General features: G+C 72.6%; 19 protein-coding genes. 10 read left to right on the top strand and 9 right to left on the bottom strand.

Features of this window, described 5'->3' with window-relative positions; all coding sequences use genetic code 11:
• Positions 1 to 20: 20 nt before the first annotated feature.
• The 6 genes from Sspor_RS08900 to Sspor_RS08875 all read right to left on the bottom strand — a co-directional run bounded on the left by Sspor_RS08900 (position 21) and on the right by Sspor_RS08875 (position 6,701).
• Positions 21 to 1,679, bottom strand: a complete 1,659-nt coding sequence (locus tag Sspor_RS08900; RefSeq protein ID WP_202198547.1) for an immunity 49 family protein — start codon at positions 1,677 to 1,679, stop codon at positions 21 to 23.
• A gap of 126 nt (positions 1,680 to 1,805) precedes the next feature.
• Entirely contained in the window at positions 1,806 to 2,270 is a 465-nt protein-coding gene (locus tag Sspor_RS08895; RefSeq protein ID WP_202198546.1) for a type II toxin-antitoxin system PemK/MazF family toxin, read from the bottom strand.
• 66 nt (positions 2,271 to 2,336) lie between these two features.
• Positions 2,337 to 2,999: an O-methyltransferase gene (locus tag Sspor_RS08890; protein ID WP_202198545.1), complete on the bottom strand. Its 663-nt coding sequence runs from the start codon at positions 2,997 to 2,999 to the stop codon at positions 2,337 to 2,339.
• 129 nt (positions 3,000 to 3,128) lie between these two features.
• Positions 3,129 to 4,535 (bottom strand): amidase, encoded by a 1,407-nt coding sequence (locus Sspor_RS08885; protein ID WP_202198544.1) that lies wholly within the window; start codon positions 4,533 to 4,535, stop codon positions 3,129 to 3,131.
• 61 nt (positions 4,536 to 4,596) lie between these two features.
• The gene (locus Sspor_RS08880) at positions 4,597 to 5,292 is read right to left on the bottom strand and encodes an alpha/beta fold hydrolase (RefSeq protein WP_202198543.1); all 696 of its coding nucleotides are present in this window, start codon (positions 5,290 to 5,292) and stop codon (positions 4,597 to 4,599) included.
• Between the two features lie 122 nt (positions 5,293 to 5,414).
• Positions 5,415 to 6,701, bottom strand: coding sequence for an MFS transporter (locus tag Sspor_RS08875; RefSeq protein ID WP_202198542.1), 1,287 nt, complete (start codon positions 6,699 to 6,701; stop codon positions 5,415 to 5,417).
• Positions 6,702 to 6,980: 279 nt separating this feature from the next.
• On the opposite strand from Sspor_RS08875, the gene Sspor_RS08870 reads away from it, so the two are divergent.
• From Sspor_RS08870 to Sspor_RS08855, 4 genes are all read left to right on the top strand, one after another.
• Positions 6,981 to 8,030 (top strand): LacI family DNA-binding transcriptional regulator, encoded by a 1,050-nt coding sequence (locus Sspor_RS08870; protein WP_202198541.1) that lies wholly within the window; start codon positions 6,981 to 6,983, stop codon positions 8,028 to 8,030.
• A 185-nt stretch (positions 8,031 to 8,215) separates the two neighbouring features.
• Positions 8,216 to 9,415, top strand: a complete 1,200-nt coding sequence (locus Sspor_RS08865; RefSeq protein ID WP_202198540.1) for a thiolase family protein — start codon at positions 8,216 to 8,218, stop codon at positions 9,413 to 9,415.
• 154 nt (positions 9,416 to 9,569) lie between these two features.
• A complete protein-coding gene (locus Sspor_RS08860) occupies positions 9,570 to 11,009 on the top strand; it encodes an aldehyde dehydrogenase family protein (protein WP_202198539.1) in 1,440 nt (479 codons plus the stop codon).
• 103 nt (positions 11,010 to 11,112) lie between these two features.
• Positions 11,113 to 11,520: a thioredoxin family protein gene (locus Sspor_RS08855; RefSeq protein ID WP_202198538.1), complete on the top strand. Its 408-nt coding sequence runs from the start codon at positions 11,113 to 11,115 to the stop codon at positions 11,518 to 11,520.
• Positions 11,521 to 11,579: 59 nt separating this feature from the next.
• Here the strand turns inward: Sspor_RS08855 and Sspor_RS08850 are convergent, their stop codons facing one another.
• Both Sspor_RS08850 and Sspor_RS08845 read right to left on the bottom strand, forming a co-directional pair.
• Positions 11,580 to 15,872: a S1 family peptidase gene (locus tag Sspor_RS08850; RefSeq protein ID WP_202198537.1), complete on the bottom strand. Its 4,293-nt coding sequence runs from the start codon at positions 15,870 to 15,872 to the stop codon at positions 11,580 to 11,582.
• Positions 15,869 to 16,297 carry a CU044_2847 family protein gene (locus Sspor_RS08845; protein ID WP_237403762.1) on the bottom strand — a complete coding sequence of 143 codons (429 nt, stop codon included), beginning with the start codon at positions 16,295 to 16,297 and terminating at the stop codon, positions 15,869 to 15,871. The genes Sspor_RS08850 and Sspor_RS08845 overlap by 4 nt, the downstream gene beginning before the upstream one ends.
• Before the next feature lie 227 nt (positions 16,298 to 16,524).
• Here Sspor_RS08845 and Sspor_RS08840 point away from each other — a divergent pair, with 227 nt between their 5' ends.
• Positions 16,525 to 17,112 carry a TetR/AcrR family transcriptional regulator gene (locus tag Sspor_RS08840; protein WP_202203561.1) on the top strand — a complete coding sequence of 196 codons (588 nt, stop codon included), beginning with the start codon at positions 16,525 to 16,527 and terminating at the stop codon, positions 17,110 to 17,112.
• Positions 17,113 to 17,234: 122 nt separating this feature from the next.
• Here the strand turns inward: Sspor_RS08840 and Sspor_RS08835 are convergent, their stop codons facing one another.
• Complete coding sequence (locus Sspor_RS08835; protein WP_202198536.1) at positions 17,235 to 18,179, bottom strand: glycoside hydrolase family 16 protein; 945 nt, start codon at positions 18,177 to 18,179, stop codon at positions 17,235 to 17,237.
• A gap of 366 nt (positions 18,180 to 18,545) precedes the next feature.
• Here Sspor_RS08835 and Sspor_RS08830 point away from each other — a divergent pair, with 366 nt between their 5' ends.
• The 5 genes from Sspor_RS08830 (at position 18,546) to Sspor_RS08810 (ending at position 24,946) form a co-directional block, all read left to right on the top strand.
• On the top strand, positions 18,546 to 18,992 hold the full coding sequence (locus Sspor_RS08830) for a hypothetical protein (protein WP_202198535.1): 447 nt from the start codon (positions 18,546 to 18,548) through the stop codon (positions 18,990 to 18,992).
• Positions 18,993 to 19,086: 94 nt separating this feature from the next.
• On the top strand, positions 19,087 to 21,180 hold the full coding sequence (locus Sspor_RS08825; RefSeq protein WP_506005370.1) for a bifunctional polysaccharide deacetylase/glycosyltransferase family 2 protein: 2,094 nt from the start codon (positions 19,087 to 19,089) through the stop codon (positions 21,178 to 21,180).
• A complete protein-coding gene (locus Sspor_RS08820; RefSeq protein ID WP_202198534.1) occupies positions 21,177 to 22,424 on the top strand; it encodes an acyltransferase family protein in 1,248 nt (415 codons plus the stop codon). The genes Sspor_RS08825 and Sspor_RS08820 overlap by 4 nt, the downstream gene beginning before the upstream one ends.
• 333 nt (positions 22,425 to 22,757) lie before the next feature.
• The gene (locus tag Sspor_RS08815; protein ID WP_372499845.1) at positions 22,758 to 24,185 is read left to right on the top strand and encodes a dihydrolipoyl dehydrogenase family protein; all 1,428 of its coding nucleotides are present in this window, start codon (positions 22,758 to 22,760) and stop codon (positions 24,183 to 24,185) included.
• 221 nt (positions 24,186 to 24,406) lie between these two features.
• Positions 24,407 to 24,946: a hypothetical protein gene (locus Sspor_RS08810; protein WP_202198532.1), complete on the top strand. Its 540-nt coding sequence runs from the start codon at positions 24,407 to 24,409 to the stop codon at positions 24,944 to 24,946.
• The last annotated feature ends 10 nt before the right edge of the window (positions 24,947 to 24,956 follow it).

The following is a 24,956-nucleotide window of genomic DNA, read 5'->3' as shown; positions in this document are numbered from 1 at the left end:
GGCGGCGGGGCCCGCGGCGCTCAGAACGGCCGCGCCGACCCCAGCAGGCTCTCCGGAAGGTAGGGCGACGAGACGCGGATCCGCCAGCCCCGGCGGCGGGCATGGCAGGCCAGGGCCAGGACGTCGAAGCAGACCGCGGCATCGGCCCCCGCGCCCTCGGCCCGGTCGCCCACCGCGTGGTGGTCGCGGTGGGCCTCCAGGGCATCGGCCAGGGCCAGGTTGAAGCTCTCCTCGTCACCCTCCACCAGCTGGGAGAAGAGCACGGCCGGCGGGGGGAGGAAGCCCCACTCCTCGATCTGCGGGACGTCGGCGACGGCCCGGTCCGTGGCGGGCTCGGGGTCCTCACCCCGCAGGTAGTCGTGCAGGGCCTGCCGGTACGAGGCGTACGCGGAACGGTCCTCCTGCAGGGCGTTGGGGCCACTGAGCACCAGCGGGGCGAGCTCCGCCCGGCTGCCGGTGATCAGGGCGTGCCGCAGAGCCGCGTACCAGGACCCGGGGTCGAGCGGGCGGTCCGGGCGGGCGCGGTCCTCGGGCCCGACCCCCGCGCGGATGGCCTCGTACAGCTCGCGCACCAGCCAGTCGGCGTGTTCCACGCACTGCGGCATCTCGGGGCGTTCGACGACGAGGGGACCGGCGGCCAGCGCCGCGACGGCGTCCGGGCGCCGCTCGCGCCCGTACGGGCCCACCCGCGGCGGCCGGGTCTCGAAGCCGGTGACCAGAGCCCGCGGCAGGTACCCCGACTCGACGGGCGGCTGCCAGCCCTCGCGGCGGTAGCCGAGCGCGGCCAGCGCCAGCGGCAGCAGGGGCAACAGGGTGCGCGGCGCTGCCCGGGGGTCCTCCAGGCGGGAGTGCGGGAGCAGCAGCGCGGTCAGCTCGGCGCCGAAGGCCTCGCGGTCCCGGGCGGCCAGTGCGCGCAGGGCGCGGAGCGCGCCGGTGGCGGGGTCGGCCACCCCGGTCACGTCGGCCCCGGCCGCGGCCCCGGCTGCGGTTGGCCTGGCTCCAGCCCCGGCTCCAGCCCCGGCTCCAGCCCCGGCTCCGGATCCGCCTCCCGTTCCGGCCCGGGCTCCGGCCCGTCGCTCGGCGACCCGGGCGAGCGCGGCATCCAGAGCGGCGAGCTTCTCCTGCGCGGAGGGCGGGAAGTTCTGGCCGCCGACCCCGAGGTCCCCGTTCACGTAGGCCAGCAGGCCGTTGATCAGCTCCACGGACGGGAGCCCGGGCCCGCCGGCCCGCTGCGGTGTCAGGCGGGCGAAGTAGAAGGCCTCGCCGTGCCGTTCGGCCTTGTCGGCGAGGACCGCCACGCAGAACGCGTCGATCCAGCGCGCCGCGGTGACCGCCTGGGGGTTGCCGTCCGCCCCCGAATCGTAGTCGCGGCCGAAGTTGACGTAGTTGAGGAAGATGTGGAAGGGGGCGGTCGGGTAGGCGGCGAACGACACGACGCCGGCCGCCGTTTCGGCCGCGTCGCCCAGGATCGCCTTCGCCTCCGGGGTGTCGAGGTCAGGGGTCACCGCCGAGAACGCGCCGAGGCCGTCGAGGAACGCCAGGGTGACGTCCCACCAGTCGTAGGCGTCGATCCGGCCGGCCCTGGACCTGGAGTACACGTCCGAGATCATCCGGTTCGCGAAGTCCTCGCGCACCGCCGCCAGGGCGGCCTCGCTCACCCTGTGTCGTTCTATTCGCATGCCCGCTACTCCCTGTGTCCGCGTACGGGCCTCACCCTAGGAGATCACCACGACCCTCCGGGCCAGGGACACGGTGGGGCGGGACCCCGACGGCGGCCGCGAGCACGGCCGCCGTCCGGACACGGGTCATTGCCAGCCGTAGCGCTCGCGCAGCCGGTCCACGACCAGGTCGAAGCGGCGGCGGTCGAGCGCGCAGGCCTCGCGGCGCATCCCCGACTCGTGCACCCGGAGCACCCGGTCCACGTCCACCCAGGACTCGCGCCCGGCGCCGTCCCACGGCCCCGTCCCGATCGGCACCCACTCCCGGTCGTGGTCGTGCCGCTTGCTCGACAGCTGTACGGCGAGCAGGGTCCGCCCGCCCGCCTCCCGGGCCACGACCAGCACGGGACGGTCCTTGCCGCGCCCGTCGTTCTCCTCGAAGGGGACCCAGGTCCAGACGATCTCGCCGGGGTCGGGATCGCCGTCGGGGTCCGGGGCGTACTCGGTCCGCACGGGGCCGATGGCGTGCGGATCGGCTTCCGTGGTGGCGGTGGCTCCGCCCTGCCCGGGCTGCTCGGTGTGGCCGTTGCTGTGGTGGGAAAGTGCCGTCATCCGGGTGAGGCTACTGCTTGCGGTCGTGGTGGTGGAGGAGGCGGGCACGCGCGCCCGCGCCACGGGTCAGCCGGTGACCAGGGCCAGGACGAGCCCGTCGTAGCCCTTGCTGCCGACCGTCTGCAGGGCGGTGGCGGTCAACCGCGGGTGCCCGGCGATGAGTTCGGTGAAGCGGCGCACGCCCTGGACGCGGGGGTCGGAACTGTCCGCGTCGACGACGGCGCCGTCACGGACGACGTTGTCGCCGATGATGAGGCTGCCCGGCCGGGTGAGCTTGAGGGCCCACTCCAGGTATTCGGGGTTGGACGGCTTGTCGGCGTCGATGAAGACCAGGTCGAACGGCGCTTCGCCGGCGAGTCCCGGCAGCAGGTCGACGGCGCGGCCGCGGCGGATCTCGACCACCTGGTCCAGTCCGGCCCGGGAGATGTTGGCGGCCGCGACGTCGGCACACCGCTCGTCGACCTCCAGCGTGACCAACTGCCCGTCGGCCGGGAGCGCACGGGCCAGCCAGATCGTGCTGTAGCCGCCCAGGGTGCCGATCTCCAGGATGCGGCGGGCGCCGCGGACGCGGGCGAGGAGGTTCAGCAGCTTGCCCTGGTTGGGGGCCACCTGATGGGCGGGCAGGTCGGCGGCCTCGGTGGCGGCGGCCGCGGAGAGCAGGGCCTCGTCCTCCTCGACCAGGAGTCCGTCGAAGTAGTGGTCAACGGCCGTCCACGTCTGCTGAGCCATGGGTCGTGTCGCCCCTTCCGGTGATGTGGTGCCTGCTGGTTCGGCGCTTGTTAGTTCCTTATGGGAACTTACATGAAGGGACGGGGCGGCGCCCCACCGGACACCACCCGCGACCGTCCGCCCCGGCCGCTACCGGCCCGGGCGCAGCGCCGCCCAGTCCTCCGCCGCCTCCACCTGCGCGGCCAGCCCCAGCAGCAGCGGCTCCGAGTCGGCCGGACCCAGCAGTTGGGCCCCCATCGGCAGTCCGCCGGCCGTGAGGCCCGCCGGGATGTTCACCCCCGGCCAGCCCAGCACGTTCCACGTCCACGCGTACGGGCAGGCCGCGATCATCGCCCGGTCCGTGGCCATGGCCCCCAGCCCGGCCAGCGCCCCGATCCGCAGGGGCGGGGTCGCCGTCGTCGGGGTCAGCACCACGTCGAAGCGGCCGAAGACCTCGCCGACCCGCCTCCGCAGGACCGTCTCCGCCCGCCGGGAGGCCCGCAGCGCGAGCCCGCCCAGGGCGCGGCCCGTCCGTACGGCCTCGTGCGTGCGCGGGTCCAGCAGCGCGGGATCGGGCACCCGCGCCACCCAGTCCCGTACGCCGCTGGTCGCCCGGGGTACGAAGGTCAGACCGATCGGGCCGTAGCGCGGGTCCTCCGGGATCACCTCGTGGCCCAGCGACTCAAGCCGCGCGGCCAGCCGCTCCACGGCGGAACGGACCTCAGGATCCAGGGACTTGGGCGTTGCCGTGAAGGCCATCGCGAAGGAGAGGGCGATGCGCAGCCGGCGGGGCGTGCGGCGGACCGCCTCGACGGCGCAGATGCGTGCCGGGCGGTGCAGGTCCTCGGGGTGCGGGCCGCTCGCGGCGTCCAGCAGGAGCGCCGCGTCGGCGACGGTGCGGGCCAGCACGCCGTTGACCGTGAGCCCGTGGAAGGACTCCGGCTCCGGCCAGGTGGAGATGCGCCCCCGCTGGGGTTTCACACCCACCAGATGGGTCCAGGCCGCGGGGATCCGGACGGATCCGGCCCCGTCCGAGCCCAGGGCGGCCGGGACCAGGCCCGCCGCCACGGCGGCCGCCGAGCCGCCCGAGGAGCCGCCGGGCGTGTAGGCCGGGTTCCACGGGTTGCGGGTCCGGCCGAAGGCCTCGCCCTCGGTGAAGGGCCACTGTCCCAACTCGGGGGTCTGCGTCTTGCCGACGATCACGGCGCCGGCCGCTCGCAGCCGTCGTACCGCCTCGCTGTCGGCGGTCTTCGGGGCGAAGGCTCCCGCGCAGCCGAAGGCCGTCGGCTCCCCGGTCACGTCCATGTCGTCCTTGACCGCCAGCGGTACGCCCAGCAGCGGCAGCCGCTCGCCCGCGGCCAGCCGCCGGTCCGCCGCGTCCGCCTCCGCGAGCGCGGCCTCGGCGCGTACGGTCCGGAAGGCGTTGAGCTCCGGCTGGGCCGCGGCGATCCGGTGCAGTGCCTCCTCGGTCAACCGCCGCGCCGACACGGTCCCTTCGGCGAGTGCGCCGACCATGTCGACCAGGCCGGAGGCCGTCGGAACAGCTGACTCGGACATCGCGTACCACTCCCCATTACCGGTCGGTAGGAAGACCGTAACGGGGAGTGGCCGGGGGTTTCTAGAGCCAGCCCTCCAACGAGGCCATGAAGGCGTCGAAGTCGTCCCGGTGGATGGTGTGTCCCGCTCCGGCGACCGAACGCACCTCGAAACCGCGGCTCTTGAGCAGTTGCGCCCGCTCCCGCGTGATCAGGGTGCTCGGGTCGGCGAGCTGGACGAGGGAGGGGACAACCGGTGCGGCCGGCATCAGGTCGGCGCCGGCCAGCGGCGCGAGGCTCAGCGCGGTCCGCTCGTCCCACACCGCGAGGGTCTCCAGCTCGATGTCCACGTCCACCTCGTCCCACCGCGGACTCATCGCCCGGATCTGCTCCTTGGTCGCCGTCTTGAACTGCGCGAGGAGCTCGGGGCCGAAGCCCTCGGCCGGGGCGGCCAGGTGGAACGCGGGGTCGGAGAACACGGCCCGGGCCGGCCGCAGCCGGTCCACGGCGAGCGACAGGGTCAGGCCGCCGAGGGAGTGGCCGATGGCGAGTTCGGCGCCGGCCGGGAGGGTCTCGACCACGTCGTCCGCGAAGAGCTCGGGGCTGTACTCGCCACGGCCGCTGGCGCCGTGGCCCCGCAGGTCCACGGCGATGACGCGGTAGCCGTGGTCGGCGAGGGCGGGGCCGACCCGGCGCCAGGTCCGGTGGTCGGCCATGATGCCGTGGATCAGCAGGGCGACGCGGTCGCCCTCGCCCCAGGTCTGGGTGTGCAGGTGCACGGTGTGCCTTTCTCGGTGGTGGATGTCGGTCGAGGGGTGGAAGGTGCGGGTCGCCGGTGCGGAGCGCCGGCCGGTACGTCAGCGCGTCGGTACGCGGTGCGCGGTACGCGGTACGCGGTACGTCAGCGCACGCTGCGGATCGGCTTCACGGCCAGGGCTCCCGCCACGGCCAGCACGGCCGCGACGGCGAACAGCGCGGTGTACCCGCCGCTGAACGAGACGATCACCGAGGCGACGAACGGCGCGATGATCTGCGGCCCGGCGTTGGCGATGTTGAGCACGCCCATGTCGCGGGCGGCGTCCTCGGCCTTGGGCAGCACCATGGTCACCAGGGCGGTGTCCACCGCCATGTAGCACCCGAACGCCAGCCCGTTGACCGCGGCGAAGCACAGCATCGCCGTCCAGCTGGTCGACACGGCCGGGATGACGAGCGCGACGGCCGACAGCAGCGCGGAGGCGCCGACGAAGAGCTTGCGGCGGTCGAACCGGTCCGACAGGTACCCGCCGAGGATCGTGGAGACGACCATCGCCACGCTCGTCAGCGGCATCAGCACCGCCACCGCGGCCTCCGGCTTCATGCCGTCGGGCAGCACGGTGTGGTCCTGCAGGATGTAGAGCTGGTACCCGCTCACCGCGAAGTAGCCGAGGACGAGCAGCGCCCGCCCGATGAAGGCCCACCGGAAGTCGTGGTCGCGCAGCGCGCTGGTGAAGGCGGCGAACTGTTCCCTGACGGGCATCGGGGCGCGGGCCGGGAGCCGCTGCTCGCGGCCGCAGGCGGTGAAGAGCACGGCGGCGCCCGCCACCAGCGCGCCGAAGACGAGGTATCCGGTGCGGTAGTCCTCGGAGAAGGCGGCCCCGATGAGTGCGCCGAGGGTGGAGCCGAAGGGCAGGCCGAGTCCGACGGCCGCGGAGGCCTTGCCGCGGGCGTCCAGGGGCACCCGGTCGGGGACCACGGAGGTGATGGCCGCCTGGTAGACGTTCATGACGGCCTGCCCGAGGCACCAGGCGATCGTGATCAGCAGGATCGTATCGGCTAGGCCCAGCAGGAACATCGCCGGTACGGCGGCGAGTCCACCGCCGAGGATCCAGGGGTTGCGCCGTCCGCTGCGGTCGGACAGGGCGCCCGCGACGGGGTTGAAGACCGTGGCGAAGATCGCCGAGACCCCCGCGATCAGGCCGAAGTTCGCCACTTTGTTCGCCGGATCGATGTCCTCGACCTGGAGCGCGAGCAGGACGCCGGCCACGCCGATGTAGAGGGCGTACATGGCGCTGTTGCCGAGGAGCAGCAGGGGCAGCAGACCGCGGCGTGCGGGGCCGGGTCCGGCGCCGCCCGCGGGCGCGGTGTCGGGTTCCGGGCTCGCGCCGGTGGTGGCGGCGGCGGAGTCGGCGCCGGGGGAGGAAAGGGCCACGATGCCCTCCTGGGCAGATGCGGGCGGATGAGGGGAGGGGGAGGCGCGGTGGGGCGCGCAGGGATACGCGGGAGTGCGCGCCGCCCCGTCGCGACGGCGGGGGTGCGACGGAGCGCGACAGGACGGCGGCACGGCGGGGTACGGCGTCGACACATCGGACGTTGTGGGATGTGACGCAGTGGTTACACGTGTCAATGACTCGTGTAACCACTGTGTAGCATTCGTTTCCGGCCATCCGCTAGCCCTCGGGCGCAATCGGTCTGGAAGGATGCCACGGCAATGTCTCAGTCATCGAAAACGCCGAAGCCTCCCGCCCCGGCCTCCGGATCGGCCGCCCCGCCGCCGCCCCCCGTTCCCACGAGCGCCGACGTGGCCCGCCTCGCCGGGGTCTCGCGCGCGACGGTCTCGTACGTGCTGAACAACGCGGAAGCCGTACGCATCAGCGAGCCGACCCGCCGCAAGGTCCGCGAGGCCGCCGAGGAGCTCGGTTACGTCCCGCACGCCGCCGCCCGGAGTCTGCGCGCCGGACACACGAGGATCGTGCTGCTGCCCACCTCCCACGTGCCGATCGGGCCGCTCTACAGCACCTTCCTCAACGAACTCCAGTGGGCGCTGCGCCGCCTCGACTACACCGTGGTGCAGTACGGGAGCCTCGGGCTCAGCGGCGACGAGGCCGTGCGGGCCTGGGCGGAGCTGCGCCCGGTGGCCGTGATCTCCCTCGGCGAGATCTCCCTCTCCGCGCGCAACGTCGCCACCCTCAAGCGGGCCGGAGCCCGCGCGGTGATCACGATGGGGCCTGTCGGCGTACCCGGGGCGCACGCCCTCGTCATGGACCAGCAGGAGGTCGGCGTCCGGGCCGCCGCCCATCTCGTCGAGCGCGGGCGCGCACGGATCGGGGTGGTCGTTCCGGAGGAGGAGGGCCTGGAGCTGTTCTCCGTGCCCCGCCTCGCGGGCGCCCGCTCGGTGCCGGGCGCCGAGGTCGTGGCCCTCCCGATGGCCTACTCCGAGGAATCGGCCGCGGATCTCGCCGCCCGCTGGCGCGGGCTCGGGCTGGACGCGGCGTTCGCGTACAACGACGAGTACGCGATGCTGCTGATGCGCGCCCTCCAGGACGAGGGGCTCCGCGTCCCCGAGGACGTCGCCGTGATCGGCGCCGACGACCTGCTCATAGGGCGGCTGCTGCGGCCCCGGCTGAGCACGGTCCGCCTGGAGATGCCGACCGGCGCCCACCTGGCCTCGCTGGTGGACCACGCGGTGCGCGAGCCGTCGGAGGTCACGGAGCGGCACGACCTGATGGCGGCGGCCGCCATCCACCGGGAGTCGACCTGACGGTGCCCGGACGGCCCGGGGCGCGGGGCCGGAAGCCGGGCCGCCCCTGGAGGGCCGTTGACAGGCGGTGACGTACGGACGGAGACTGCGGGCGCGCCCCACCGGGCGTGCCCGGCGGCGTGCCCCGGTGTCCACACCGGCACCGACGCGCCACCGCCCGTACGGATCCGCGCAGGAGAGACCCCATGAGCATCCGCACCGTCCGCGACGTCTACGTCGTCGACGCCGTCCGCACCCCGATCGGCAAGTTCGGCGGCGCCCTCGCCGGGGTCCGGCCGGACGACCTGGCCGCGCACGTCGTGCGCGCGCTGGTGGAGCGTACGCCGGACCTCGACCCGGCCCGCATCGACGACGTCGTCTTCGGCGACGCCAACGGCGCGGGCGAGGACAACCGGGACGTGGCCCGCATGGCGGTGCTGCTGGCCGGGCTGCCGGTGAGCGTCCCCGGGGTCACCGTCAACCGGCTGTGCGGCTCCGGCCTCGAAGCCGTGATCCAGGCCGCCCGCGCCATCGCGCTCGGTGACGCCTCCGTGGCCATCGCGGGCGGCGTCGAGTCGATGAGCCGCGCCCCCTGGGTCGTGCAGAAGCCGGAGCGGGCCTTCCCGGCCGGGCACCAGCAGATGTGGTCCACCACCCTGGGCTGGCGCATGACCAACCCGCGCATGCCCGAGGAGTGGACCGGCTCGCTCGGCGAGGGCGCCGAACTCGTCGCGGACAAGCACGGCATCACCCGCGAGGCGCAGGACGCCTTCGCCCTGGAGAGCCACCGCAAGGCGGCGGCCGCCTGGTCCGCCGGGCTCTACGACGGCGAGGTCGTCCCGTACCCCGGCGCGGACCTGGTGCGGGACGAGTGCATCCGGGAGGGTTCCACTCCGGAGGCGCTGGCCCGCCTGAAGCCGGCCTTCCGCACGGACGGCACGGGCACGGTCACGGCCGGCAACGCCTCCCCGCTCAACGACGGAGCCGCCGCACTGCTGTTGACCGACGAGGCGGGCCTGGCGGCCACCGGCCGGGAGCCGCTCGCCCGGATCAGCGCGTCCGCCGTCACCGGAATCGAGCCCCAGCTCTTCGGACTGGGCCCGGTGGACGCCGTCCAGCGGGCGCTCGCCAAGTCCGGCCGCGGGCTCGCCGATCTGACCGCCTTCGAGCTGAACGAGGCTTTCGCCGCACAGGCGTTGGGCTGCCTGGCGGCCTGGCCGGAGCTCGACCCGGCCGTGGTCAACCCGCGGGGCGGCGCCATCGCGATCGGCCACCCGCTCGGCGCCTCGGGCGCCCGGCTGGCGGGTTCCGTGGCGCACCAGCTGGCGGCGGCGGGATCCGGCACCGGCATGGCGGCCCTGTGCATCGGCGTCGGGCAGGGCATCGCCCTCGTCCTGGAGCGCTGACCCGGGCCGGTGCCCCCCGGGCGTCGATCGTTTCCGGTCACCGCTCGGCGTCAACTGCCCAATAACTGAACAGATGTGGAGCCTCCGGTCTGGCACGATGGCGCGTGCTGCCGCCCCCCCCGCCCCGCCCATCCCCACCCGGAGGCCCCGCGCCATGCCGCTCCTCGATCCGACGCTCTGGCAGGACGGACCCACTTTCACCGGCGGCTCCGCCCCGGTCGTCGAACCCGCCACCGGCCGCACCCTCGCCACCATCGACCTCGCCGCACCCGCCGATGTGGCGGAGGCCGCCGTACGGGCCCGCGCGGCGCAGCGGGACTGGGCGCGCACCACCCACCCGGAGCGGGCGGCCGTGCTGCGCCGCGCCGGGGACCTGTTCGCCGCCCACGCCGACGAGCTGCGGGAATGGCTGGTCCGCGAGTCCGGCTCGATACCCGGCAAGGCCGACTTCGAGCTGCACGTCGCCGCGCAGGAGTGCTACGAGGCCGCCGCGCTGGCCTCCCGCCCCGCGGGGCAGGTGCTGCCGAGCGAGGCGCCCCGGCTGTCCTTCACCCGCCGGGTGCCGGCCGGGGTGGTCGGGGTCGTGGCCCCCTTCAACGCCCCGCTGATCCTGGCGATCCGCTCGGTCGCGCCGGCGCTGGCACTCGGCAACGCGGTGCTGCTCAAGCCGGACCGGCGCACCGCCGTCTGCGGCGGTCTCGCGCTCGCCGCGGTCTTCGCCGCGGCCGGGCTGCCGGGCGGGCTGCTGCAGGTGCTGCCCGGCGGCGCCGGGACGGGCGCCGCCGTGGTCGCCGACCCGGGCGTCCGGGTGGTGTCCTTCACCGGATCCACCGCGGCGGGCCGGTCCGTCGGTGAACTGGCGGGGCGTCACCTCAAGCGAGTCCACCTGGAGTTGGGCGGGAACTCGGCCCTCGTCGTACTCCGCGACGCCGACATCGAGTCCGCCGTCGCCCAGGCCTCCTGGGGCTCCTTCTTCCACCAGGGCCAGATCTGCATGACCGCGGGGCGCCACCTCGTGCACGCCTCGCTCTACGACGAGTACGTCGAGCGGCTCGCCGCGCGCGCCGAGGAACTGGCCGTGGGGGACCCGTTCCGCGAGCGGGTCCACCTGGGCCCGCTGATCGACCGCGCCCAGCTGGACCGGGTCCACGCCCTGGTGGAGGCCAGCACCGGGCAGGGGGCCAAGCTCGTGGCCGGCGGCACGCACCGGGACCTGTTCTACCGGCCGACCGTGCTGGCCGGCGTCGCCGACGACACCCCCGCCTACACCGAGGAGGTCTTCGGTCCGGTGGCGCCCGTACGGTCCTTCGCGACGGAGGAGGAGGCGGTGGCGCTGGCGTCGGCGGGCCCCTACGGCCTCTCCCTCGGCATCGTGACCCGGGATGCGGCGCGCGGGCTCGACCTGGCCGACCGGATCCCGACCGGGATCGCCCACGTCAACGACCAGACGGTGAACGACGAGGCCGTCGCCCCGTTCGGCGGAGTCGGAGCCTCCGGCACCGGTGCCCGCTTCGGCGGCGAGGCGAACCTGGACGCCTTCACGGAACTGCGCTGGACCACGCTCCGCAGCACCCCCGCCGGCCACCCGTTCTAGGCGGTGTCCGGGGAGGTCCCGGCTCCGCCCCCGCGCGGGCGGAATGCGGAAGGCACGACGTTCGTTCAAGGAGCAGACGGCTCAATCAGGAGGTCTGGACACCGTGGCTACAGTCGAGCTCACCAAGGAAAACTTCGACCAGACGGTCAGCGAGAACCCGTTCGTGCTGATCGACTTCTGGGCGGGCTGGTGCCGGCCGTGCCTGCAGTTCGCCCCGGTCTACGAGCGGGCCTCCGAGGCCCATCCCGACCTCGTGTTCGCCAAGGTGGACACCGAGGCGCAGCAGGAGCTGGCCGGGGCCTTCCAGATCACCTCGATCCCGACGCTGATGATCGTCCGGGACCAGGTGGCCATCTTCGCGCAGCCCGGCGCGCTGCCGGAGGCGGCCCTGACGGACCTCATCGGCCAGGCCCGGGCCCTCGACATGGACGAGGTCCGCGCGAAGATCGCCGCGGAGCAGCAGGGCTCCCAGGGCTCCGGCAGCGGGGCCCCCGGCACCGCGGAGGCCTGAGGCCCGCGGTACGAGGCCCGAGGATCCGCCGGGCCATCGGGCCCGGTGGATCGGGCACATCAGCCCGCCGGGCACACCGGCCGCGCCGGGACACGGACCGGGAGGCCCCTGCGCTCCTCGGCGGTGAACGTCCGGTTGCCGATGGTCTTGCACAGGTCGCGCTGCCACGCCCCGGGGTCGAGCGACAGGACACCGCCGGGGCCGGAGGGGTCGGCGTAGATCACCGTCGAGGCGTCCCTGGAGACGTCCACGAAGGAGTACGGACGGATGCCGGAGCCGAAGACGGAGGTCGGGATCGGGTTCGGCGGCTGACCGAATTCGTACGACTCCAGGAGGGCGCGTTCCTCGATGCCGTAGGTCCGCACGGCGTTGTCGGCGGCGATCAGGAAGTGGCCGTCGCCGTCTCGGAACCGGGTGACGGTCGGGGTGTCGGAGTCCTCGGCGGTGCTGCGCAGCGGACCTATCTCCTTGCGCAGCGGGTCGCGCCGCCACAGCTCGACGACCGAGCCCCGGCGCATCAGCCCGAAGTAGCGGCCGCTGGGGTCGAACTGCACGGCGAGGACGTCCTCGGTGGTGCGGACGGTCTCCGTGACGGTGCCCGTGGTGATGTCGACGATGCGGACCGACGGGTCGCCCCAGACGGTCACGGTGACCTTGTTCGGGGCCGGGTAGGGGCCGATGTTGGTCCGCGGCTCGGATCCCGTGGTGGGCAGCAGGGCTTTCGCGTCGTAGTGGGCGAGTTCCCGTCCCGTACGCGCGTCCCACTGCTGGACCATGGTCCCGGATACCGTCAGGACGTTGCCGGCGACGTCGAAGAAGTGCCGGAAGTCCGGTTCCTCGCCCGTTCGCAGGATCGATGGCGTGGTGTCCTGGGCCGGCGGCTCGGCCGCGGTGATGGTGGCCAGCCGGCGCAGGGTGGAGGCGTCGAGGACGGACACCACGTTGGGCCCCTCCAGGTCGGCCAGAAGACGGCCGTCCTTGCTCAGCCTCATGAGGTCGGTGCTGCCGGGCTTCCGGTACGGCGTCCGGCGCGGGGCCTCGGCGATGAGCTGGTCGTTGGCGCCCGGTGCCGTGGGCCGTACCTGCAGCGCGGAGCCGTCGCCGAGCAGGCTGATCGTTCTGCCGCCGTCGTGGGTGAGGATCTGCTGGCCCACCTGGAGTACTGATTCTCCGACGGGCAGTTCGGTGTAGGTGATCACGGAGTCCTGCCACTTGACGTGGGAGAGCCTGCCGTCGGCCGATGCCAGCAGGTTCGACCCGCTGGTGAAGGCCGAGGGGACGGTGGAGAGCACCTTCTGCCGCGGCAGGTCGACCAGCCGCAGCGAGTCGTTGGCCCACAGCGCCCCCCGTGTGCCGTCCGCGTCGACCGCATGCGGAAGGCATATTTCGGACCTGTACCGCTTTTCCGTCTCCACGTAGGGCTTCCCCTGTGGGGCGCCGTCGGAGATCCGCAGGAGGGTCACCGCCGCGCCGCCACCCTGCTCGGTGCAGGCCACGGCTGCCGTCCTGTCTCCGGAGAGCTCGATGACGTCCACTCCGCCGGCGATGGCACGCGTCGCTTCGGTCGCCGGGTCGTAGGCGAGCAGGGTCGTGTTGTTGGTGCCCGCTCGGTGTCGCCGCAGCAGCAGGGTCCGGTTGTCCGCGCCGATCCACAGGTCATCCATACTGCCGTCGGGGTGGTCCTCGGGCGCACGCGTGGAGCGGGCGATGGCGCCGCTGTCCAGATCCCACCAGACCAGGTGGTCCTGCACCCGCTGGACGATCAGCGTCCCGTCCACCGACATGGTGGGGGCCAGCCCCTTGTCCGTTCCGACGGCCGCTGCCGGGGCCGGGGCCAGCTTGTGCAGCTCACCCATCGGCTCCTCACGGTCGGCGTGCACCGGGAACCACGCGGCGACCCCGTCCTCCTGGACGTAGCCGGCCCGCTTTCCGTCGGCCGAGACCAACGGGTACTTCACCTGTCCGACCGAGGGCACCTGCGCGCTGCGGATACGGCCGGTGGTGACGCCCGTGAAGAGCGTCGCCCTGCCGTTCTTGGAGGTGGCCAGCACCACGTTGCCGTCGAGGCTGCCCTGCATGCTCAGTACCGTTCCCAGCAGGCCCGAGACGACCCGGCTCTTGTCCGCGTACGCCAGGTGCAGGCGCAGCAGCTGGTTGCGGGCCTCCTGGGTCGGAGAGGTCCGGTAGGCGGCGAGCGCGAGCATCACGGACTGGGCGGGGTCGGTGGCCGCGGCGTCCTGGGACGCCTGGGTCAGGGACCGTGAGGTGGCGAGCGCGTCGCGGTCGCGGCTCTCCTGCCGTGTGACCAGGAACAGTGATCCGAGCAGGACGGTCAGGACCACGATGAAGGAGACCGCGGACCAGGCGCCGCGCACCCGGCGGGCCCGGGAGCGCTGGTGGGCGCGTCCGGCCTCCAGGTAGGCGCGTTCGGCGGGGCTCAGATCGCCGGCCCGTCGGGGTACCCACTGCCCGGCACCCGCGAGGGTCACTTTCGTCGGCAGCAGTTCGGCGGCCCGCTCCGCCCGCTCCCAGCGGTCCATGTCATGGCGCAGGGACTCCCGCCACACGAGGAAGGAACGGTCGCTCTCGACCCACCGCGCCAGTCTCTCCCAGCCGCCGATGAGAGCTTCGTGCGTGAGCTCGACCGTCTCGCCGCCTTCGGCGCTGCGGCCGGTCACCAGGAGCCGGGTGGCGGCGAGCCGTTGGGCGACCTGCCATTGCTCCTCGCTCAGGTCGCCGCGCAGGGCCAGTCGGCGCGTCGCGGCCGGTGATCCCACGGGGACCCGGATGAGCTGGGTGAACAGCCGCTGGGCGACCGGCGCGTCCGCTTCGGGGACGTACTCGGCCCAGACCCGGTCGGCGTGCAGGCTCAACGCCCCGGTGACACCGCCGAGGTCCTGGTAGGCCTCGTAGGTGAGCAGTCCTCCGCGCTGCTCGCGCCACAACAGGTCGAGGGCGAAGCCCAGCAGGGGCAGTGCGCCCGGCTCGGTGCCGGTGTCCTGCAGGATGCGGTCCACGAGGCCGGTCTCGTAGCGCACCGAGGGAACGGCGTCCACGGGGGCGGTCACGACCTCGCGCAGCCGCTCGGGTCCCAGAGGGCCGAGGGCGTGGACGCGTCGGCCGATGACCGCCCCGAGCCGGGGATGCGCCAGCGCCGTCTCCAGGAAGTCGGCCCGCAACGTCGTGAGCACCCGGACCGGCCGCGGCAGGGTGTCGCCGAACAGGACATCGGCCAGTTCGTCGACGGCTTCCGCGGCGAGAGCGAGGAGTTCCTCGAACTGGTCGACCACGACGAGCAGTCGACGGCTGCCGGACAGATCGAGCACCCGGGCCACGACATCGGCGAGGCCACCGCCGCGCAGCACCCCGGTCAGGTCGGAGATCCGGGCGAGGCGCTGCGTCTCGGACAGCTCGGGTTCCAGCAGCGGCAGCAGCGCGGCCGCGAGGACGGCCAGCGGACTGCTGCCGTGGGTCGGCCGTACGACGACCGCCGCGGCCCCCGAACGCCGGAGCCGGGGGACGACCCCGGCCAGGGCCAGGGACGACTTGCCGGATCCGGAGGCGCCCACGATGGTCACCCATGGTTCGCCCGCCAGCGCGAGGTCCAGCTCTTCGCTCTCGGCCCGCCGGCCGTGGAAGTGCGGGGCGTCGCTCTCCCGGAAGGCCGTGAGGCTGCGGAACGGCGACGGCGGGAGGGTCAGCGGGCGCAGCTCGGGCCAGGCCTGAAGGATGCCGGCCGTCGGGATCAGGTAACTGACCGGCGGCCGGCCCGCCTCGGCGACGGCGATCATGCCGACCACTCCGACGCGGTCCTCGTCCCAGACCGGGGTACCGCTGAAGCCCCGCGAGACCGGATAGCCTCCGCCGGCCAGGTCCGCCTGGATCCACCCGTGGGCCTGCGCCTCCCGCAGGACCCCGGAGTGCCAGACTCCGCCCGGGCGTCCGGTGGGGAAGCCGAAGGCCCGTACCGGATGACCCCACACCTGCTCGGCCTCGATCAGCCGCACGGGGCGGGCGCCGGGCAGCGGGGCGTCCAGCCGCAGGACCGCCATGTCCCCGCCGCCCTCCTCGCGCGGCGGCAGCCAGCGTTCGACGCTCGCGGTCACCCCGACGCCGTCCGGGGCGACGGGGGACGCCAGGGGCAGGTCGACGCGGATCCGGGAGGCGGGCGAGGGCTCCTCGTCCTGCGGCGTGCCGAGCGCCGCGGACACCACGTGGGCACAGGTCAGCGCGAGTTCGGGGGAGATCAGGAAGCCCAGGCCGACGGGATCCCCGCGCCCGTCGCGGATCCGCAGGACCGCCGCGTTGAGGGTCTTCGGGCCGACGCCCTGCGACGCCTGCGGCTCCGTCACGGCGCCGGCTCCGCCGCGACGGGGCCGACAGCGGAGTCGCCGGCGGGCCCGGCGGTTGTGTCCGCGGCCGGGCCCGCGGCCGGGGCGTCGGCCGGGGCGTCGGCCGGGGAACGGGTCCAGGTGAGCGAGATCTTGAAGTTGGCCTCGGCCGCCGTGCTCGATATCACGACATCGGCCTCGGCGGAGATCGACAGCCCGAACTCCAGGTTGAGCTCGTCGGGAGCCTGGGGTATGCCGCGGAAGCCGTCGACGAAACTCTGTGCCACCGGCCGGATCCCGGTCACCATCTCCGCCAGCGACCGTGAGGCGCGCGCCATCACCTGCCCCGGCCGGGCGACCCGGACCAGGCCGTCCTCGCCGGTCTCCACGACCTCGACCCGCACCACGTCCTGCGGCTCGGCCGCCCCACCGATCGGTAACTCCACGTGGTACACCACGTCTCCCCCTCCTGGTATCCGAACCGCCTTCGCCCGCACCCTCGTTGCCGAGCCGCCTGCACGTGATTCCCGGGCCCGGACCCGGACCAGTGTGGGCCCCCCACTCGGCAAATTGAAAGTCTTTCTAGAAAAGAATCCAATAATGGTGCTTTAGGCTGAACCCGGCGAGGATCGAGGTGATCCACCGCCGTTACGAGACCGAGGACGCCTGCCCGATGCCGAAGCAACAACGCGGCGAAGCCACCGTCGAACAGGTCCTGGACGCGGCGCTCCGCCTCTACGCCGCGTCCGGGGAAGCCGGTCTCACCCTCGGGGCCATCACCCGTACCAGCGCGGTCAGCTCCGGAAGCATCTACCACCACTTCGGCAGCCTGGACGGAGTGGTCGCCGCGCTCGCACTGCGTTCCCTGGAGCAGCTGCTGAAGGAACTGGCGGCAGCGCTGCTCCAGGCGGCCGACGCCCGCTCCGGCATCCGGGCCGTCGTCCTCGCCTACCTGGACTTCGTACAGGCCCATCCCCGCGCGGCCCGCCTCATCCATTCCGTCACCGCGGATCGCCAGGGCATGGCCCGCGCGCACGAGATCCGCGACACCCAGGAGGCCCGGCTGACACCGATCACCCTCTGGATCCGGGCGCACCAGGAGTCGGGCGAGCTCGCCGAACTCTCGCCGGCTCTGATCGAGTCCCTCGCCATGGGCCCGGTGGTCGCCGTCGTCCGGCGCTGGCTCACCGTGGGGGACCTCGATCTGGAGGAAGCCGCCCGTGAACTGCCCGACCGCATCTGGCGGTCGGTCGGCAAGTGACCCGGCCGGCGCGTGGGAGGGCGGCCTTGTTCCGGTGGCGCCGTCCAACGGATCGCCGACGTGGTCACACGGGTGTCACTGCCCCGGGTGTGCCCAGATCTTCCGGTACCTCGACGGCGTAGTCAGGACTTCGGCACGGTGTTGATGAAGCCGGTCCCGGCACTGTAGAAGCCGTCCACCGTTTTCTGTACCTCCGCCTGGGAAACAGCCTCACCGGCCTTGTAGTAGAACCAGTTGACCTTCATGTCCCATGTGCGCGGACCGCCGGTGAAGGGAAGGTCGATGAACCAGTTGCTGAAATGGATGTCCATCTTCTCGCGCGGGACGTACTTGCCGGAGCTGGTGAAAAGGTCCTTGCCGTCCAGGGAATAGGTGACCTTTCCGTTCACGGCGGTGATCATCATGATGTGCCAGCCCTCAAGGTGCTGCTTGGACGTGTGGCTGACGCGGTCCGGCGGATCGGCCTTGTACCAGCTGACGTTGTCGAGTTGCGAACCCACCGAACCCCAGCCGCCGTTCGGCAGGTATTCGTGGTCGAGTTCGCTGTAGTCCGCCGAGGCTTCCGCGGAGGAGATGGGAAAGAAGGTCTGGACGACATGGTCGCCGTCGCGGCCGCTCGTGGGCCTCTCGCTGAGGTGGACCCGAGCGGCGTAGGTTCCCGTGAAGAGGGCGGTGCCGGTGCTCTGCACCTCGACCTGCCTGGTGCCCTGCTTGGTGCCGTCGGTGGAGGCCCGCAGTTGCAGGACCCTGCCCCCTTGGGCTGTCGCGTCGGAGGGGAAGCCGGCGCCGGCGCTGGACCAGGTGTCCTTGATTCCCGGGCTGCCCGCGCCGTTGCGGACCTCCCAGCCGTTGGCGGTGAGCGAGGGGTCGTCGGGGCCGCTGTAGTGGAAGTTGTCGAACAGGGTTCCCGGCGGTCCGGACGGGGTCCGCGAGGCGCCGGGGGCCGCGGCATCGGCACCCCGGCCGGATGCGGGGCCGCCGGAACACGCGGCGAGTACGCACAGGAGCACGGGCAGCGTGAGCGCGGTCCACGCGCGGCTGCGAGAGGTGCGGCGGGGCTGGCTCACACGGGCTCCTTGGGGCGTAGAGGCGGTACCTGGACACGCCCTTTTGCAAATGAGGATCAAATGACTGATCACGCGAGGGGGAATCTTAGCTCCGGTTCGGAGGGTGTCTCGCAAGCGGTCGATCACTATCCGGCGACTCCTCGTCTCGCCTACTGATCGGTACGTCCCATTGGCATTGCGATCCGATTACGACACCTGAGCAGATCACTCCAAATGCATACATCGGGCCAAATTCGATTCAGGCCGGTGTACTAGCGTTCGCCCTGCTGTCCCGCGGTCTGCGTACCCTGCGCTGAAAGGCCTCGCGAGGTGCGCGCAATCATCAATTCCATCGACCGCTGACCGGCGCACCGGGCGGAGCCTGACATGTCTGAGCCAAATTTTCGCGAGTCCGCTCCCGCACCGGTATTCGTCGACCAGTCGGGTCTGCGTGGCCGTCTGCTGCGGGGTCTCGGTTGGCCGGTCTCGGTGGTCGGCGCGGTCCTGGCGGTCGCCATGGGCAGCAGCCTGATCGGTGTGCAGGCGGACGCCCCGCCGATGCGCATACCCGTACAGCCTTCGTGGCCGGCCGCCCCGGTGCCCCCACCCGTGCCGTCGCTGTCGCCCGGCCCGTCGTCCCCACCGTCCGCGCCCCGGACGGCCGTGCGGTCTGCGACACCCCAGGCGAAGGCGCCGGCCACCGCCACGAAGACCGCGGCCGCCACGCCGAAGACCATGGCCGCCACGCCGAAGAACGCGACGACCACATCGAAGGCCGTGACCACCGCGCCGCGCGGCACGGCGCCCCCCGGCCGACCGGCGAAGCACCCCTGATCGTCCGCACCACCCATCTCCAGGAGCGTCATTGTCCCGCCACCAGCGCCGCCGGCAGTCCCTGCTCAGGCCGCGCCGACTGGCCGCGCCACCGCTGCGCTTCTTCATGCCGCTGTCCCTGCTGGCGTGCCTGCTCGCGCTCCTCGTCCTGCGCGGCCTCGCCACCAACGAGGCGTTCCACGACTCCCGGATCGCGATCTCGGTCGACAAGACGACCGTGCCGGACAACCTGCTCAAGGGGGGCCCGATCATCGACGCGCGGGGTGCCAGGAACGAGCACCCCGTGAGCTATCACATCCCCGACCGCACCGCGGTCCTGAGCTTCGACGACGGTCCCTCGCCGGAGTGGACTCCGAAGATCCTCGAGGTGCTCGCGGCCCGCGACATCCGTGCGGACTTCTTCGTGACCGGCGCGATGACCACGCGCAACCCGGAGCTGATCCGGCAGATCGTCGCGGGCGGCCACGAGCTCGGCGTGCACACCTTCACCCACCCCGATCTCGTGTACCAGTCCCACGCCCGGGTCAGCTGGGAGCTGGCGCAGACGCAGCTGGCGCTGGCCGGCGTCGCGGGCGTGCACAGCGCGCTGTTCCGCCCGCCGTACTCCTCCGACGCCTCGGCGCTGGACGACTGGAACTACCCGGTGATCAAGTACGTGGGCGCGCGCGGCTACCTCACCGCGTTCATCGACCGCGACACCGACGACTGGAAGCGTCCCGGCGTCGATGCGATCGTCAAGACGGCGATGCCGTCCAAGCCCGGCGCGGGAGCGCTGATCCTGCTGCACGACGCGGGTGGCGACCGTACCCAGACCATCGCCGCGCTCGTACAGATCATCGACAAGCTGCAGGCCCAGGGCTACCGCTTCACCACCATCTCCGAGGCGCTCGGCGCCCCCAGCGCCACCGTGCCGGTGCACGGTTTCCAGCTGTGGGCCGGCAAGGGATTCATCTGGGGTACCCAGTTCGCCGTGCACACGCTGCCGGTTCTGGTCGCGCTGCTGGCCCTCGTCGGCTTCCTCAACTTCGGCCGGTTCGCGCTGATGCTGGTTCTCGCACCGATCCACGCCCGCCGCTCCAAGCGGCGGGATGCCTGGGGACCGCCGGTGACCGAGCCGGTCACCGTACTGGTCCCGGCCTACAACGAGCGGGAGTGCATAGCCAACACCCTCAAATCCCTGGCCGCCGGCGACCATCCGATCGAGGTGATCGTCATCGACGACGGTTCCACGGACGGCACCGCGGACATCGTCGAGGAGATGGACCTGCCGTTCGTCCGGCTGATCCGCCAGGTCAACGGCGGCAAGTCCAGCGCGCTCAACACCGGCATCGCGGCAGCCTCGTACGACATCATCGTGATGATGGACGGCGACACCGTCTTCGAGCCGTCCACCGTACGCGAGCTGGTCCAGCCCTTCGGCGACCCGGCGATCGGCGCGGTCGCGGGCAACGCCAAGGTCGGCAACCGTGAGAGCCTGATCGGTGCCTGGCAGCACATCGAGTACGTCCTCGGCCACAACCTGGACCGCCGGATGTACGACATGCTGGGCGTCATCCCGACCATCCCCGGCGCGGTCGGTGCCTTCCGCAAGGAGGCCCTGCGGCAGGTCGGCGGGATGAGCGACGACACCCTCGCCGAGGACACCGACATCACCATCGCGGTGCTCTGCGACGGCTGGCGGATCGTCTACGCCGAGCGCGCCCGCGCCTGGACCGAGGCTCCCGCCAGCCTCCAGCAGCTCTGGTCCCAGCGGTACCGCTGGAGCTACGGCAGCATGCAGGCGATGTGGAAGCACCGCGGCGCCGTGACCTCCCGCGGCCCGGCCGGGCGCTTCGGCCGAATCGGGCTGCCGCTCGTCGTGCTGTTCGGCGTGGTCGCCCCGCTGCTGGCGCCGCTGGTCGACATGTTCCTGCTGTACGGCGTGTTGTTCGGGGACGCCCCGATCACCCTCACCAGCTGGGGCGGCTTCATTCTGCTCCAGGCCGCACTGTCCTGGTACGCCTTCCGGCTTGACGGCGAGAAGCCCTGGCATCTGATCAGCCTGCCGATCCAGCAACTCGTCTACCGGCAGCTGATGTACATCGTCCTGCTGCAGTCCGCGATCACGGCGATGACCGGTGGCCGGCTGCGGTGGCAGAAACTCCGCCGCACCGGCGAGGTCGCCGTACCCGTGGAGGCCCGACCGTGACCGCACCCATCGACCTCGGGCGCACCTGCGACACCGTCCGGCTGAGGGTCCCCGCCGTGCTGCGACAGGAGCCGGAGCCGGAGGCACCGCCCGAGCGCAAGGGCGGCCGGGACCTCTATTTCGACCTTCTGCGAGCGCTGGCGCTGGGCCGCGTGGTGCTTTACCACAACTTCGGCTGGTTCTGGCTGCCCCTCGCCTTCCCGTCGATGGGCGTGATGTTCGCGCTGGCCGGCTCGCTGATGGCCCGCTCGCTCAGCCGTCCCGCTCTCGGTGTGATCCGCAGCCGGCTGCGTCGGCTGCTGCCGCCGATGTGGCTGTTCGGCGCCGTCGTGATCGCCCTCCAGATTCTCGACGGCTGGGGCCCCCACTCCGAGGGCCACCCCAGCTGGTGGTGGGCCAAGCTGGGCTTCTGGATCCTGCCGCTGAGCACCCCGCCCTACGCGGACGAGCTGGCCGGCTTCCACCATCACGTGGAACACACCTGGGCCGCGCAGATCGTCGTCCCGTTGTGGTACCTCCGGGCCTACCTGTGGTACGTCCTGCTCTCACCGCTGATGCTCCGGGCACTGCGACGGTTTCCGGTGGTGACGCTGTTCACGCCCCTGGCGCTGACGATCGTCATGAACACGTTCTTCGCCGACCAGGAGTTCATCTACAGCCGGGTGTGGGAGACCGCCAACGACTTCACCATGTTCGGCTCCTGCTGGATCCTCGGCATGGCCCACCAGGAGGGGCTGCTCAAGAAGATCCCGCAGTACGTACTGCCGTCCATCGCACCGCTGGTCATGGTGGCCGGCCTCTGGTACCTGCAGACCCGGCCGGTCGATCCCACCGAACCGACCGACATCGAGTCCTGGCCTGTCGCCCAGGCCCTGTGGTCCCTCGGCTTCGTCGCCATCCTGCTCCACGTCAGCCCGTCCTGGGCGGAGTGGCCCAGACCGCTCGAACGCTGGAACGGCCTGGTCCGCCTGCTCAACGCACGCGCCGTCAGCGTGTACCTCTGGCACGAGGCGGCGCTGGTGGTCGCCGTTCCGCTGATCGACCCCCTCTGGAGCGTCCACTTCTTCTACACGAACCTCCAGTGGCTGCTGGCCAGCCCGTGGTTCACGCTGCTGGTGGCGATTCCGTTGCTCGGCCTGCTGGTGCTGACCTTCGGCTGGGTCGAGGACCTGGCCGCCAAACGCTCGCCACGGCTCTTTCCGTACCCGCGCCGCCGACGGGGCAGGCGCCGGGCCGCCGACTGACGGGGCTGTGCATCGCACGAGCGGGAAGAGTGCCCCGACTCCGGGTTCCCCGGCAGGAGCCGTTCACGGGACGGCAGTTCACTCGCGTCCCGGCATGGCCGCGGCGTCTTGCGACCAGGCGCCACCGGGTGGACGGGCCGGTCCGCCGCGGGCCCGCGGCCGCGTCGGCCTCGGACCGGCGACCGAGCAGGAACAGCGGCCGCGTCACCACGCCGAGGCCGCCCGTCATCTCAGGCATGTCCTCCAGAGCACACGTAGAGTGACAGGGCATGAGCCCCTGACCGGGATTCCCACGGGTCCTGGTGGACCCTCTGGAACCCTTGGAAGGTGCCTGTGTCGGAAGCGGTGGAGTACGACGTAGTGGTCCTCGGTGGAGGACCGGCCGGTGAGAACATCGTCGACCGGACCCGCGCCGCCGGGCTGAGCACGGCGCTCGTCGAGAGCGAGCTGGTGGGCGGCGAGTGCTCGTACTGGGCCTGCATCCCCAGCAAGGCACTGCTGCGCCCGGCGCTGGCCCGGGCCGACGCCCGCCGGGTGCCGGGCCTCGCCGGGGCGGTCCAGGGGCCCCTGGACACGGCGGCCGTACTCGCGCACCGCAACTACTGGACCGGTGACTGGAAGGACCAGGGCCAGATCGACTGGATCGACTCGATCGGCGCCCACGTGTACCGGGGCCACGGCCGGCTCTACGGGGTCCGCAAGGTCGCCGTCACCAGCCCCGAGGGCGAGCACCACATCCTGTCGGCCCGCCACGCGGTGGTCGTCGCCACCGGCACCCGGGCGGTGATCCCGGACCTCCCCGGAATCGCCGGGGCCCGCCCCTGGACCAGCCGCGAGGCCACCTCCGCGCAGGAGGCCCCCGGCCGGCTGCTGATCGTGGGCGGCTCGGTGGTGGCTGTCGAGATGGCCACCGCCTGGCAGGCCCTGGGCTCGCAGGTCACCGTCCTCGCGCGCGGCTCCGGGCTGCTGCCGCGGATGGAGCCCTTCGCGGGAGAACTGGTCGCCGACGCGCTGCGCGAGGCCGGGGCGGTGGTCCGTACGGGAGTGTCCGTGGAGGCGGTCGTACGAGACGGCTCGACCGGCCCCGTCCGGGTGGTCCTGGAAGGCGGCGAGATGCTGGAGGGCGACGAGCTGCTGATGGCGACGGGCCGCGCGCCGCGGACCGAGGACATCGGGCTGGACACCGTGGGCCTGCCCGCCGGCCGGTGGATCGACGTGGACGACACGTGCCGGGTGCCCGGGCACGACTGGCTGTACGCCGTCGGGGACGTCAACCACCGTGCGCTCCTCACCCACCAGGGCAAGTACCAGGCCCGGATCACGGGCGCCGTGATCGCCGCCCGCGCGGCCGGCACCCCGCTGGACACCGCGCCCTGGGGCGCGCACACGCCGACCGCCGACACCCGCGCCCTCCCGCAGGCGGTCTTCACCGATCCGGAGGCCGCCGCCGTGGGCCTGACCCTGGCCGAGGCCGAACGGGCCGGGCTCCGGGTGCGCGCGGTCGACTACGACATGTCCGGGGTCTCCGGCGCCGGTCTGTACGCCGACGGCTACAAGGGCCGGGCCCGCATGGTCGTCGACCTCGACCGCGAGGTCCTCCTCGGGGTCACCTTCGTCGGCCCCGGCGCCGCCGAACTGATCCACGCCGCCACCGTCGCGGTCGCGGGGGAGGTCCCGATCCAGCGCCTGTGGCATGCGGTTCCGTCGTTCCCGACCATCAGTGAGGTCTGGCTGCGGCTGCTGGAGACCTACCGGGGGTGAGGACCTGCCCCCCAGGGGTGCCCTGACACGGCCCGGTCGCGCTGCACGGCGCGGCCGGGCCGTTCTGTTGTCCGGTGCCACCGACAGGCCGGCGGGGAAGGCGAGTTGACCGGACGTCATGGCGGGGGAGATGGCGCGAACCAGGAGTGCCGCCTTGATCGAAATTAGGTTAGCCTTACCTCAGTTCTTGCGAATTCCCGTGTCTGAAAGGTGTTCCAGTGATGCGTGCTGCCTTCCTGCCCCGTACCGCCGTCCGCGCGGCCGTCGCCGCCTCCGCCGCCGTCGCGCTCGCGGTCGGCGCGGCCGGAACCGCCTCCGCCGCCACGTCGACGCGTACGGTCACGGACGGTGCGAGCACCTTCGCCCTCAGCCTCACCGCGCCGTCCACAGCCGCCGCGGCCGGTCAGAACGTCACCGTCACCGGCAGCGGCTACAACCCCGCCAAGGGCATATACGTGAGCCTGTGCGCCGTCAGCGGCGCACCGGGCGCGAGCAAGCCCACCCCCTGCCTGGGCGGTTCGGACCAGTCGGGCACCACCGGCGCCTCGCACTGGGTCAACAACACCTTCGGCGGGACCCTGGCCAACACCTCCAGGTTCGGCCCGGGCGGCACCTTCAGCGTCACCATCCACGTCAAGGCCGACCTCGGCGGCGGTCAGATCTGCGGCGAGACGGTCGAGTGCGCCGTCGTCACGCGCGCCGACCACTTCAACTCCGCGAACCGCACGTACGACGTCCATGTCCCGGTGACCTTCAACTGACCCCGCTCCG

The sequence above is a fragment of the Streptomyces spororaveus genome (genome assembly GCF_016755875.1).
Lineage (GTDB): Bacteria > Actinomycetota > Actinomycetes > Streptomycetales > Streptomycetaceae > Streptomyces > Streptomyces spororaveus.
The sequence above is the reverse complement of the archived record's forward strand: the minus strand, read 5'-3'. Positions and strand labels throughout refer to the sequence as shown.